This window comes from Cupriavidus sp. R6-3, assembly GCF_059772245.1.
Genome location: NZ_JCBAJO010000153.1, coordinates 1 through 11562 on the forward strand (window position 1 = coordinate 1; position 11562 = coordinate 11562).

Sequence of the window (11562 nt, forward strand, 5' to 3'; positions counted from 1 at the left end):
CGGCGAAACGGGCCGGCGCGCCGAGCAGCAGCGAGACGGCGATCGACGCGAGCAGCAGGCGGAGGTGGGCAAAGCGATGACGACGGACATGCACGATGACAGGCTCGATTCAGGCAACGCAGACACGAAGCGCGCCGGCAAGGCCGGCGCGACGCGACCGTGCGGCCCCTTTGGCAACGGGCCCGGCACGATCTCCGGCGGCATTGGAGCGAAACCGGATTTCAATCGGCTTTCAAGATCTTGACGATTAGCTTGCAGCGCGCGATTCCGCGGGAATGTCCTGACGTCCAGCGTGTGAGCGATGTCTCCATGTTTTATGATCGATACTTTTGCGCGAGGCCGCCGCGGTGGCGCCCGCCCCCTCCACTCGATCGACGATGCCCGATATTCCGCTGCTCCCCGCGCTGTTGACCTTCCTTCTCGGCGGTGCGCTCGGCGCAGTCGGCGGGCTCTTCGGCATCGGCGGCGGGCTGATTGCGATCCCCGCGCTCGGCCTGCTCTACGGCATGGACCAGCAGCTGGCGCAGGGCACCGCGCTGGTGATGATCGCGCCCAATGTGCTGATCGGCTTCTGGCAGTACCGCCGCCGCGCGGACATCGCGTTGCGCACCGCGCTGGTGCTGGGCCTGTCCGCGGTGCTGGCGACCTATGTGGGCGCGCGGCTGGCGACGGCGATGGATGCGGTGCTGCTGCGGCGGATCTTCGCGCTGTTCATGATCGGCATGGCCGTGTATTTCCTGTGGCGGCTGTTGCCTGGCCGCGCGGTCACGGTGCAGAAGGACCGGCTGTCGTCGCGCTGGATTCCGGCGGTCGGCGTGGTCGGGGGCGCGTTGTCGGGATTCTTTGGCGTAGGGGGCGGCGTGGTGGCCGCGCCGGCACTGGTCGGTCTGTTCGGCTTCCGCCAGGCGGCGGCGCAAGGGCTGGCACTGGCGCTGGTCACGCCGGGCGCGGTGGTCGCGCTGGCGACCTATGCACAGGCGCGCCACGTCGACTGGGCCAGCGGCATCCCGCTGTCGCTCGGCGGCATGCTGACGATCTCCTGGGGCGTGGCGCTGGCGCACCGCATGCCCGAACGCCATCTGCGGGCGTGGTTCTCGCTGTGCCTGATCGCGACCGCGGTGGTGATGCTGGTGCGGGGCTGAGGCGTTCCGTAATCACAATCACCAACGTTCGCTGCTCAATATCACGCTGAGCCACCATTCGAGGCCGCCCGCAGTTAGCCGCTCGCCTCGGCCGACTTTAAATATTGTCCCTGTGCCCGGAGCGCTTGCAAGTGCGCGCACGTACCCCGTGAGTCCAGTCACGCGGACTGCGAACTGCGACTTGAAGACTGCGCGCCTTGGGACGGCGATGGCGGCAAAGTGCGTCGCTATCCCAGTGTTTAAGTAGCTTCGCGGAGCCATCGTTATCCTCAGTAGCGTGGAAGAGCCCATGTTGGTGGTGAGCCTATAAATTTCACCATCGCAGGCAAACTGGACGGCACCATCGGCGGCCTCGACTTCTACATCAAGGCACCCCGTTACTTATGGATCCTTTACCGTATCTGGACAGTGCTACGCACTGGGCATTTGCAAAGACCAACAGCCAGAAATGTTGGGCTTTGTACTCGGGGGACGCCTCTCTCGCCCGAACCCTATCGCCAGCTTGAAGTCGACCACGACACTCACGCTGTTGCGTTATAGATAAAGCGCACAAAGATGTTATATTGGCGATAGTTTCAACGCATTAATTCAAAGCGAACGTGAACATGATAACGTTGCCCACTCTGTTTGAGAACATACTTCGAAAATCACCAGAACTCAGTGCGGCTGTTCAAAAAAATTTGGTACTGTTCGAGCCTTGGCTGGAGCAAAGCGGAATGCCGTTCTTCCCTGGATTTACGGATCATAGCCCTCGCCACATTAACGATGTGCTTGAAACTGCGGCATCGTTGATCTCGGATATCAGCCGCGATCTTTTGAGCGCGGAAGACGTCACTGTTCTTTGCATGTCGATCTTGCTTCACGATTGCGGTATGCATTTGACACAAGATGGTTTCCGGGCTTTGATCTCAAGGAAAGAATCACCGATGATATCCGGATTAGAGGATCGTCCATGGCATCAACTTTGGAATGATTTTCTAGCTGAAGTAAGTCGATTTGGTCAGGATAGATTAGTTGCAATATTCGGCGACGCGGAACCATTTCGAGCTGAGCAACTGGATTTAGATAACTTATCTGAGCGTGATTGCTTACTAATCGGTGAGTTCGTTCGCCGTCATCACGCGAGACTCGCCCACGAAATCGCTTTGCGTGGCGTTCCGTGCCGTAGTGGTATGCCGCTTGAACTATTAGGTCTCGACGAAGAAATCAGAGACTTGGCTGGTCTAGTGGCGCGAAGTCATGGCCTTTCTATTCGCGACACGTTCTCATACATCGAAGCTCGATATGGGCTAGTAGCAGAGCATCGTCGAATAAAGACGCCCTTCTTGATGGCGGTTCTGCGTATCGCAGATTATGTTCAAGTTCAGAGCGAGCGAGCCTTAAAGAGTCTCTTGAGTGTAAAGGAGCTTAGGAGTCCGGTGTCCCGCCAGGAATGGCGAAATCATTTTGCAGTCCGCGATGTGTCTACTCGACATGATGATCCGGAAGCGCTGTACGTGCACGCCACTCCAACCGATGTGCGAACCTATTTGAAGCTAGTTGCACTATTCAAGGATATTCAACGGGAATTGGACCATAGCTGGGCAGCCATCGGAGAAGTATATGGGCGACGTGGAGAACTCGCGTCACTTGGACTAAGCCTACGACGAATTAGGTCTAATCTCGATAAGCAAAGTACTTTTGCGCGCACCGTCTCATATATTCCAATTAAAGCAGGCTTTGATGCGTCAGGCCCCGATCTACTTAACCTTTTAGTCGGCCCTCTATACGACTATTCATACGAAGTAGGAATTCGTGAGCTGGTGCAAAACGCTGTTGACGCATGCCGTGAATTGGCTGACCTTACGGACCGAGACGCAAAGGCACTGGACAAGAGCAGCAGCGAATGCGACGTCATCGTCGAGTGTAAAGAGTCCGACGACGGAACAGGCTGGATTACGGTATCCGATAAGGGCGTCGGCATGACGCTAGAAACCGTTACGAACTACTTTTTGATTGCCGGGGCCTCTTTCCGCAACAGCGACGTGTGGAAGCGGCAACATATTGATGAAAACGGACGTAGTCGCGTACTGCGCGGGGGGCGATTCGGCGTTGGAGCGCTCGCGGCATTCCTTCTTGGGGACGAAATTCAAGTACGCACACGCCACGTTGACAGAGATGAGGCTGACGGTCTCACGTTTACCGCACGTATAGACGACTCCATAGTCGAACTCCGCCGATGCTCCGCTCCCGTTGGAACAACAATAGCAGTACGAATAACTGATCCAAAGGTGCTTGATGGCCTTCGTCCTTTCATACCAAGAGAAACAACCCCTAATACCCAGGAAACACACGATACGATAATTTTGAAGCAGTGGAACGATGTTGACTGGTTTGCTCAATCTCGTCCGCGAGTGAAATACGTCTGGGACGGATTCAATGTATCAGAGCCGGAATACGATCGCCCAAAGGTTCAGATTCGAGCGGAATTTAGCCCTTCTTCTGACCATCTTGTACCGTTGCCGGGCGGATCGATGGGTGACTGGCATTCGCTCCCTGAACCAACTCCATATGAGGCGATATTCTGGCGATTCCATGTGGTTCGACACGAGCAGCCCGGGGGAGCATACGTTTACGAACAGCTTTCTCCGGCGGAGATCACGGTTAATGGCATTCGCGTGCAAAAAATTGGCCGATACGCGCACTCCGGGGCACTCATAAATATTCCCAGGAAATCGATGGAGTTCGGCCCCCATTTCAATCTGGCGCGTCCGTCTATTGCGATATTTGATCCCTCTGGATTGTGCCCCATAAATCTGCAGCGAAGCGCCGTTGCGTTTGACAAAATGGGCATCGACGAACGCCTGGCTACCGACATACTCACGCATCACTTGAAGGAGGTCGTCGGCGAGGCGCGCACTTGCTTGACGGTCTCTGATTTTCGACAACTCTGCAGGAGGCTGGCGAAGCAGGAAATGGTGGTATACCAAGGGCAAGTATCGCCGGTATGCGCGACGTCGACGGGAATAGCGCTGTCCGCACCTCACGCACTCTCGGAACTTAAAGTAGACGTCTTGTACTTCGTAAATACAAGTGCGAACGTCGAATCGGCTTCGCTAAAAGATGTTCTTGAGGGCGGCGAAGCTCTAATCTTCAGGGAAGGAAACAAAGGAATCGCAAACGACTTATCTTGGTTTCGCGGATTCTTTGCCTCGGATGCTATCCATACTTGGTACTCGTCGATGGCTGGATTCCCCTATGTTCGGCGCCATGCCGCGGTTTCCATAATGCCTAACAGAAAGTGGCAGTTGGCAAACGAGAAAGGCAAGGTGAATCGCCAGATTTTGCAAACATTACAGCATAGAAACCATAAGGAAGGATCCGACATCATTATGTCTGGCGACGCCAATACTGCAATGAAATTGGCGGCTCGCCTCGACAAGCTTCTGAATCTATTCGGCACGGAATCGGAAGTTGCCGCCTGGGCACTAGTAAAAGGCATTGAGCCTCCCGAGCAAAAGCCTCTTCTGTATAGCATTTGGGAGCAGACCGTAGGGGGCGCAGAGTGCGGCCCAAATTAAGGCGCGTGGGTTGCGTGAAATTCTGCGCGCTCGTCGGTATTGACGAATTGAATCCGCAGGCGCACACCACTAACTAGCGTCATGACCATGCACAAATTTTACCGCTCGATCTAGACGCCCAGTCTGCTATTAAATCAGATGCCAGCAAACGTCAGCTCACATAGAACGTTAAGCTGAAATTATTCGCTGGCATTGGCACTACGTTCGCCAATCGAAAGCCCACGGTGTTACCTAACGCGACTACCGCCTCGATATCGCGCACACCCCACGAGGCATCGCTGGCGCGCAGCTGCTCGTCGAAGATGGCGTTGCTCGGCGCGGTGTGCTGGCCGTCGCGACGATAGGGTCCATACAGGTAGAGCACGCCGCCGGCGGGCAACAGACGCGCCGCGCCCGCGAACAGCGCTTCCGCGGCCTGCCACGGCGCGATATGGATCATGTTGATGCAGACGACGGCATCGGCCTGCTCGATGCCCCAATCGGCCTGGCGCACGTCCAGTTCCAACGGGTCGCGCAAATTCGGCAAACCCGCCTCTACCTTCCACGCCGCAATCGAGCGCCGCGCCGATGGATCCGGATCGCTGGGCTGCCAGGCCCACGCCGGATTGGCGGCGGCGAAGTGCCTGGCATGCTGACCGGTGCCGCTGGCGATCTCGAGAATGGTGCCTGCCGCCGGCAATACGCGCCGCAACACCTCGAGAATCGGCTCGCGGTTGCGTTCGGCAGCAGGGGCAATGCCGCGGTGGTTGGGATGGGGGAGGTGCATATCGGCACTGGCTGGCGCGTTGGCGGAGTGCCAAAGCGTACCACCGGGCAGGATCCCGAAGCCTGTAACGAGGCTTGCCTGTATCTCAATTGAGATGCAAAATGCGAGACGTTTTCAAAGGAGAGCGCCATGGCTACCCAAACGTCAATGCTTCATATCCGCGTAGACAACAAGCTCAAGGTGGAGGCTGCGGAAAAGCTCGCCAATATCGGCCTGACGGTGTCGGACGCCGTCCGTATTCTGCTGACGCGAATTGCTAAAGAAGGCGCATTGCCTGTTGGGCTGACCGCAGACCCTGACGCTTATGATGCCTGGTTTCGGGCAAAGGTCCATGAAGCCTTGGCCGACAAGCGGCCCACGGTTCCCCACCGTCAGGTCATGAACGAAGCACAGGCACTAATAGACAGGAAACGACGTGCCCGATCTTGAGTGGCGGGAGTCCGCAAAGGCAGATCTCTTGGAGATCCTCGATTACATCTCTGACGAGAATCCCGATGCGGCGCAACAGCTAAGAGACGATATCGAGAACAAGGCGGCACAGTTGCCGCACAATGCGAAGCTCTATCGTCCGGGCCGCGTACGCGGCACAAGAGAAATGGTTGTCCGTCCCAATTATGTGGTGGTGTATACGGAAGACGCCCGCGCCGTGACCATCCTGCGCGTCCTCCATGCCGCTCAACAATGGCCATGTACTGAAGCAGGCGCGCATAAGCTTCGTTGAATGTTGGCCCGGCAGCACCGCGCTTTCGCGATAGCTATTGTTCCTTGCCTACCTACACCCTTTCCACCCCCGTTCACGCCGAGCTCGATATCCGCAAGAGCCGCTTTCTCGCCGTCGCCATGCCGGTCGCCGACCGGGACGAGGCGATGCGCGTCGTGCAGTCGCTGCGCGCCGAGCATCCGACGGCGACGCATGTCTGCTGGGCGCTGTTGGCCGGCGGGCAGTCCGGCATGTCGGACGACGGCGAGCCGTCGGGCACCGCGGGGCGGCCGATTCTCGAGGTGCTGCGCCATCATGAACTCGATGGCGTGCTGGCCGCGGTGGTGCGCTACTACGGCGGCATCAAGCTTGGCGCCGGCGGGCTGGTGCGGGCCTATACCGATGCGATCGCCGCCGCGCTGAAGACCGCCGAACGGATCGAACGCATCGCCTACGCCAACGTGGCGGTCGAGGTCGACTATGCCGACGAGGCGCGGGTGCGGCGCTGGCTCGAACAGACCGGCCACACATTGGCCGACAGCGTCTATGGCTCGACGGTGAAGCTCATCGTCAGGCTGCCCGCCAGCGAAGTGGACACCGCGCGCGCGGCGCTGCGCGATGCCACCCATGGCCGCGCGCAGTTCCCGCGGGTGGACCCGGACAACGAGGGATGCCGATGAGCGAGGCGATGACCGAGCCCATGGGCGAGGTGAAAGGCGATCCGAGGGACGATGCGATGGGCGAACCAAGGAGCGGACCGGACACGGCATCGCCGCTGCGCGTGCGTATCGCCCCATCCGGGTTCGAGTTCACGGCGGAGCCGGGGCAATCCATTCTCGAGGCCGCGCTGCGCGCCGGCATTCGCCTGCCCAGCTCGTGCCGCAACGGCACGTGCCGCACCTGCCTGTCCCGGCTGGTATCCGGCAGCATCCGCTATCGGATTGAATGGCCGGGCCTGAGCGCCGACGAAAAGGAAGACGGCTATCTGCTGCCTTGCGTCGCCTGCCCCCAATCCGATCTGGAGATCGTCGCACCGGGCGCGCGGCGGCAGGACTAAGCCCGCGACGCTCAGGCGACCGCGCGCCTGCGCACCGGCGCCGGCGCAACCGCGGCAAAGAACGCCAGCGCGATCCGCAGCGCATCGGGCCCCGCCGGATCGGCATAGGCCTGGCTGGCCGCGCCGCCGCTCCACGCATGGCCCAGCCCTTCAACCCGTACCAGGCGGACATAGAGCCTGCCGTCGCGGCGCCAGTCATGCACCGCGACCGGACGGCGCTCACCCCGCCGCAGCACGCGCACCGATGGCTGGGCCGCCGCGGCCGGCAATGCGCCCGGGGTCGACAGCGACAGCCACAGCGTCGCGCTGGCGATGGCGTTGTCGTAGGCCACGACACGATCGGCATCGCCATGGATCAGCAGCAGCGGCGGCGGCATCCTGCCCTGCAATTGCAGCCGCAGCGCCTGCAATTGCGCGGCCGTATGTCCGTTCAGCGAGCCGCGCATGACGCGCCCGGCCTGCGTGGCGTTGCGTGCGAGATGCGGGGCCGCGCCCGAGTGCGAGCCGACGGCGACGAAGCGGTCGGGATAGCGCAGCGCCAGCATCAACGCCATCGCGCCACCCGCCGACAGGCCGAGAAGATGCACGCGATCGGACTGCACCGGATGCGCGCGGCAGACATGGTCGATCATTCCCATCAGCAGGCTGGCCTCCGCCGCGGCCTGCGCCTCGCTGCGGAACCAGTTCCAGCATCGATGCGCATTGGCGCGCGAGGACTGCTCGGGCAGCAGCACGATGCAGCGGCGTGCGCGCGCCAGCGCCGCCACGCGCGTGCAGGCGGCAAAGCTGGCGGCATCCTGCCCGCAGCCATGCAGCAGCACCAGCAAGGGCGCGGGCCGCGATGCGCCGACCCCGGACGGGATGAACAATCGATAGCGGCGCTGCGCCAGCGGACCGAAGCCCCAGACGCCCTCCTGCCATCGCCCGCCGCCACGACTGGTCGGCGCCGCCACCGGCGAGGCGACACCGGACAGCACGCGCCGCGCTTCCCGGCCCTGCTGCGCCGCATGGCCGACCGATTGCGCCACGGTATGCGCGACGGTCTGCGCCACCGTCTTCGTGACGGACTTGGTCACCGTGCGCGCGACGGCGCGCTGCATCTGCTGCATCTGGCGGGCAGCGGTCTTGCCAAGCTTGGCCCAGGGATTGACGGTGCGGCGGCGGCGTGGGGTCGGCATCGGTCAGCCTTGCGCTTTACGCATTGCGGTCCGCGGGTCGGGACCGAGGCCATTATGCGGCAAGCCGGAGCGCGGCATGCCGATGCGGTGCAGACGCCGATACCGTTGCCCTTGCCCTTGCCCTTGCCCTTGCCCTTGCCCTTGCCCTTGCCCTTGCCCTTGCCCTTGCCGTTGCCGTTGCCCTTGCCCTTGCCCTTGCCCTTGCCGTTGCCGTTGCCCTTGCCGTTGCAGTTGCAGTTGCAGTTGCCGACGCCGATGCCGATGCCGCTGCCAGTACGGTGCCGTTGCCGGGCAAGCCGGCCCTCAATGCCAGCCGCGCCAGGCCAGGTCCGCTCCCAGCAATAGCAGCCCGATAAAGAACAGCCGCCGGAACAGCGCCGCGCTGATCCGGTTGCGCAGCCGCTGGCCCAGCCACATGCCGGCCAGCGCGGGCACCAGCGTCGCCAGCGAGGCGCCCAGCACCGGCGTCTGCGCCAGCACGCCATGCATCAACAGATTGATCGCCAGCGCCACCGTCGACACCGTGAACGACAGGCCGAGCGCCTGCACCAGTTCCTCGCGCGCCAGGCCCAGGCCCTGCAGATAGGGCACCGCCGGAATCACCAGCACGCCGGTCACCGCGGTGATCGCGCCGGTGGCCAGGCCGATCAGCGGCGCCAGCCAGCGCTCATGCGCCGCCGGCACGTTCAGGTGCCACGACGACAGCCCTACCGCCGCATAGGCGATCAGCGCGATGCCAAGCGCCGCGGTGGCCTGCTGCATGGCCGACGGCGGCGCCAGCGCACCGGCCACCAGCGTGCCGACGACGATGCCGAGCAGCATCGGCCAGAGCCGCATCACCAGTGCGCCGAAGCGCGGACCGGCGGCCAACTGGACCACGTTGGTCACCATCGATGGCGCAACCAGCAGCGCGGCGGCCTGCATCGGCGGCATCACCAGCCCAAGCAGGCCGACGGCGACCGTCGGCAGGCCGAGTCCGACCACGCCCTTGACGAAGCCCGCCAGCAGAAAGGTCAGGCCGATGAACAGCGCCTGTGCGCCCAGCGTGTGAGCATCCATGCCGCGTTCCCTTACTGGTCGCCGGTACGGGCATCGTGCACGGCGCGGCTGTCGCCCGGCGCCTGCTCGCGCCGATGCATGCCGTAGTCGCGCAGCACCTGCGCGACGCGCAGCCGGTAGTCGGCAAACACGCCGCCGCGGCCCGCCGCCTGGGCGTGGCGGTGCTCGACCGTATTGCGCCAGGCCTGCACCGCGGCCTCGTCGCGGAAGAAGGACAGCGACAGCACCTTGCCTGGCGTGCTCAGGCTCTGGAAGCGTTCGACGGAGATAAAGCCGTCGATCGCTTCAAGCGTGGGGCGCAAATGCGCGGCGATATCGAGATAGGCGTCCTTCTGCCCGGGGGCGAATTCGACTTCAAAGATCACGGCAATCATCGGGGCGTCCTTGAATTGTGTTGGGTGGTCCTGTGCGGAGATCGGGATCCGAAAAGATGGGAATCAGAGGAAATGCGGGATCCGTGCGTTCAGCGATGGCCGGTAACGATACGCCTTTGCCAAGGCGGCCGGCTCGATGCCGCGCGCCAGCAGCGCGGCGACGGTGGCTTCGGCCAGCGTCGCCGCCAGCGCATCGCCGGGACATCGATGCGCGCCATGGCCGAAGGTCCAGGCCCGCTCGCCGGAATTCGGCGGCCCATACACCGAGGCACTCACCGAGGCACTCACCGGGGCACTTACCGGGGCACTTACCGGGGCACTTACCGGGGCATTCTCCGGGGCATTCTCCGGGGCATTCGCCGGCACATTCGCCGAGACACTGGCTGGTCGGCCTTCCGATGCGGCGGCCGCGGCCAGCAGCACCAGGATCCCATCGCCGCGCCGCAGCGGCACGCCGCAGACGTACGCATCCTCGGCCATGAAGCGGCGCGTGTTGTGGATCGGCGGATCGGTTCGCAGCACGCCCGCCACCGTCGCCTGCAGATCGTCGGCCGCGGCCGCATCGCGTGCGAGCCGCAGCAGCGTATTGCCGATCAAGCCTGCGGTGGCCTCGCAGCTCTGCACCATCAACCCCAGCAGATTGGCGGCGATCGCGGCGTCGTCGACCCCGGCCGTGCGCGCCTGCTCGCGCAGCGCCTGCGTCCACGGCGTATCGGCACGCAGGGGCTGGGCCTGCAGCGCCGCGGCGGCCTCGATGCCGGCCGCGATCTCGGCCGGACCCGCCAACGGCGACATGGCGGCGGCAAAGCTGGCGATCTGCGTGGCGATCCGGCCGGCCGTGGCCTCGTCGTCGGTGGCCGTGAACCCGAGCAAACCCGCGATCGCGATCACCGGCAGCGCGCTGCTCCAGCGATTCGCGGTCGCGCCGTGATCGTGCGTCACCGCAAGGACACGCGCCCATGCCGAGGCGGCAGCACGCACGTCGTTCAGGTCCAGCGTCGCCAACTGCCGCTGCAGCACCGCCTTCAACGGCGCATGGCCCGGCCCGTCGTTCATGCGGATCAGCCGCGCGAACAAGGTCCCGGCGGGCGACTGCGCGAGCGGCGGCGGCACCGGCTGTCCCGGCGGCCGCACCCGGCACGCCGGATGCGACAGCACCGCGGCCACCTCGTCCGGTCCCGCGGCGACCCACAGCATCAGCATCGCGTCGCGGTGAAACGGCTGCGCGTGTGCGAGTTCGCGATAGTAGGGATAGGGGTCGGGATGCGTGGCGGCGGCCAGCGGATCGGGAGGCGGCTTGGTCGGGTACAGGGTCATGGGGATCACAAGGGGGTTCGCGGCGGCTTTACGGCGGCTTTACGGCGGCATTACCTCGGCATTGCCGCGGCATCGGGGCGGCGCTACGGCGGTATTGCCGCGACATTGCCGCGGCATGACCGCCGACAAGGCATGGTTGATATCGGCAAGTATCGGCCTATACTGCGATCGTTGTTTCACCGTGGAATGAACTATGGAATACGCTCCCAGCATCAGTCAGTTGGCTGGCCTGCTGGCCGACCCGGGCCGCGCCGCGATGCTGTGGGCGTTGATGGACGGCAGCGCGAGACCGGCCGGCGAGCTGGGGCTGATCGCGGGGCTGTCGGCCTCGTCGACCAGCGGCCATCTGGCCCGGCTCGCCGAGGGCGGCCTGCTGGCGGTCGAGACGCATGGCCGCAATCGCTACTAC

At 63.1% G+C, this 11562-nt stretch carries 13 protein-coding genes; 8 read left to right on the forward strand and 5 right to left on the reverse strand.

All coding sequences use genetic code 11. The annotated features are described in order from the left end of the window. The 3 genes from AC6EI8_RS19070 to AC6EI8_RS19080 form a co-directional block, all read left to right on the forward strand. Positions 1-244 (forward strand): hypothetical protein (locus tag AC6EI8_RS19070; RefSeq protein ID WP_498382619.1); only part of this gene is annotated, 244 nt, incomplete at its 5' end. Positions 245-377: 133 nt separating this feature from the next. Continuing rightward, a complete protein-coding gene (locus AC6EI8_RS19075) occupies positions 378-1142 on the forward strand; it encodes a sulfite exporter TauE/SafE family protein (protein ID WP_149318631.1) in 765 nt (254 codons plus the stop codon). A 614-nt stretch (positions 1143-1756) separates the two neighbouring features. Continuing rightward, the gene (locus AC6EI8_RS19080; RefSeq protein WP_498382620.1) at positions 1757-4702 is read left to right on the forward strand and encodes an HD domain-containing protein; all 2946 of its coding nucleotides are present in this window, start codon (positions 1757-1759) and stop codon (positions 4700-4702) included. A gap of 151 nt (positions 4703-4853) precedes the next feature. On the opposite strand, the gene AC6EI8_RS19085 is transcribed toward AC6EI8_RS19080, so the two are convergent. Then, the gene (locus tag AC6EI8_RS19085) at positions 4854-5468 is read right to left on the reverse strand and encodes a DUF938 domain-containing protein (protein ID WP_498382622.1); all 615 of its coding nucleotides are present in this window, start codon (positions 5466-5468) and stop codon (positions 4854-4856) included. Positions 5469-5597: 129 nt separating this feature from the next. On the opposite strand from AC6EI8_RS19085, the gene relB reads away from it, so the two are divergent. The 4 genes from relB to AC6EI8_RS19105 are packed head-to-tail and all read left to right on the forward strand — an operon-like array spanning position 5598 to position 7225. Continuing rightward, on the forward strand, positions 5598-5897 hold the full coding sequence (relB, locus tag AC6EI8_RS19090; RefSeq protein WP_498382623.1) for a type II toxin-antitoxin system RelB family antitoxin: 300 nt from the start codon (positions 5598-5600) through the stop codon (positions 5895-5897). Continuing rightward, positions 5884-6189, forward strand: a complete 306-nt coding sequence (locus AC6EI8_RS19095; protein WP_453231452.1) for a type II toxin-antitoxin system RelE/ParE family toxin — start codon at positions 5884-5886, stop codon at positions 6187-6189. The genes relB and AC6EI8_RS19095 overlap by 14 nt, the downstream gene beginning before the upstream one ends. A gap of 44 nt (positions 6190-6233) precedes the next feature. Next, positions 6234-6848 (forward strand): IMPACT family protein, encoded by a 615-nt coding sequence (locus AC6EI8_RS19100; protein ID WP_498382624.1) that lies wholly within the window; start codon positions 6234-6236, stop codon positions 6846-6848. 56 nt (positions 6849-6904) lie between these two features. Next, the gene (locus tag AC6EI8_RS19105; protein WP_226107071.1) at positions 6905-7225 is read left to right on the forward strand and encodes a 2Fe-2S iron-sulfur cluster-binding protein; all 321 of its coding nucleotides are present in this window, start codon (positions 6905-6907) and stop codon (positions 7223-7225) included. Positions 7226-7236: 11 nt separating this feature from the next. Here AC6EI8_RS19105 and AC6EI8_RS19110 read toward each other — a convergent pair whose 3' ends face one another. From AC6EI8_RS19110 to AC6EI8_RS19125, 4 genes are all read right to left on the reverse strand, one after another. Beyond that, positions 7237-8403, reverse strand: coding sequence for an extracellular catalytic domain type 1 short-chain-length polyhydroxyalkanoate depolymerase (locus AC6EI8_RS19110; RefSeq protein WP_226106984.1), 1167 nt, complete (start codon positions 8401-8403; stop codon positions 7237-7239). A gap of 303 nt (positions 8404-8706) precedes the next feature. Next, the gene (locus AC6EI8_RS19115; protein WP_150082319.1) at positions 8707-9462 is read right to left on the reverse strand and encodes a sulfite exporter TauE/SafE family protein; all 756 of its coding nucleotides are present in this window, start codon (positions 9460-9462) and stop codon (positions 8707-8709) included. An 11-nt stretch (positions 9463-9473) separates the two neighbouring features. After that, the gene (locus AC6EI8_RS19120; RefSeq protein WP_226106982.1) at positions 9474-9836 is read right to left on the reverse strand and encodes an antibiotic biosynthesis monooxygenase family protein; all 363 of its coding nucleotides are present in this window, start codon (positions 9834-9836) and stop codon (positions 9474-9476) included. Between the two features lie 63 nt (positions 9837-9899). Continuing rightward, on the reverse strand, positions 9900-11153 hold the full coding sequence (locus AC6EI8_RS19125; RefSeq protein WP_498382625.1) for a cytochrome P450: 1254 nt from the start codon (positions 11151-11153) through the stop codon (positions 9900-9902). Between the two features lie 193 nt (positions 11154-11346). On the opposite strand from AC6EI8_RS19125, the gene AC6EI8_RS19130 reads away from it, so the two are divergent. Further along, positions 11347-11562: ArsR/SmtB family transcription factor (locus tag AC6EI8_RS19130; RefSeq protein ID WP_498382626.1), on the forward strand; the 216-nt coding region annotated here is incomplete at its 3' end.

Bases quoted from the DNA above. Each gene is read 5' to 3' on its own strand.
- AC6EI8_RS19075 (WP_149318631.1), top strand. From the start codon at position 378: ATGCCCGATATTCCGCTGCTCCCCGCGCTGTTGACCTTCCTTCTCGGC.
- AC6EI8_RS19085 (WP_498382622.1), bottom strand. From the start codon at position 5,468: ATGCACCTCCCCCATCCCAACCACCGCGGCATTGCCCCTGCTGCCGAA.
- relB (WP_498382623.1), top strand. From the start codon at position 5,598: ATGGCTACCCAAACGTCAATGCTTCATATCCGCGTAGACAACAAGCTC.
- AC6EI8_RS19105 (WP_226107071.1), top strand. From the start codon at position 6,905: ATGGGCGAACCAAGGAGCGGACCGGACACGGCATCGCCGCTGCGCGTG.
- AC6EI8_RS19110 (WP_226106984.1), bottom strand. From the start codon at position 8,403: ATGCCGACCCCACGCCGCCGCCGCACCGTCAATCCCTGGGCCAAGCTT.
- AC6EI8_RS19115 (WP_150082319.1), bottom strand. From the start codon at position 9,462: ATGGATGCTCACACGCTGGGCGCACAGGCGCTGTTCATCGGCCTGACC.
- AC6EI8_RS19120 (WP_226106982.1), bottom strand. From the start codon at position 9,836: ATGATTGCCGTGATCTTTGAAGTCGAATTCGCCCCCGGGCAGAAGGAC.
- AC6EI8_RS19125 (WP_498382625.1), bottom strand. From the start codon at position 11,153: ATGACCCTGTACCCGACCAAGCCGCCTCCCGATCCGCTGGCCGCCGCC.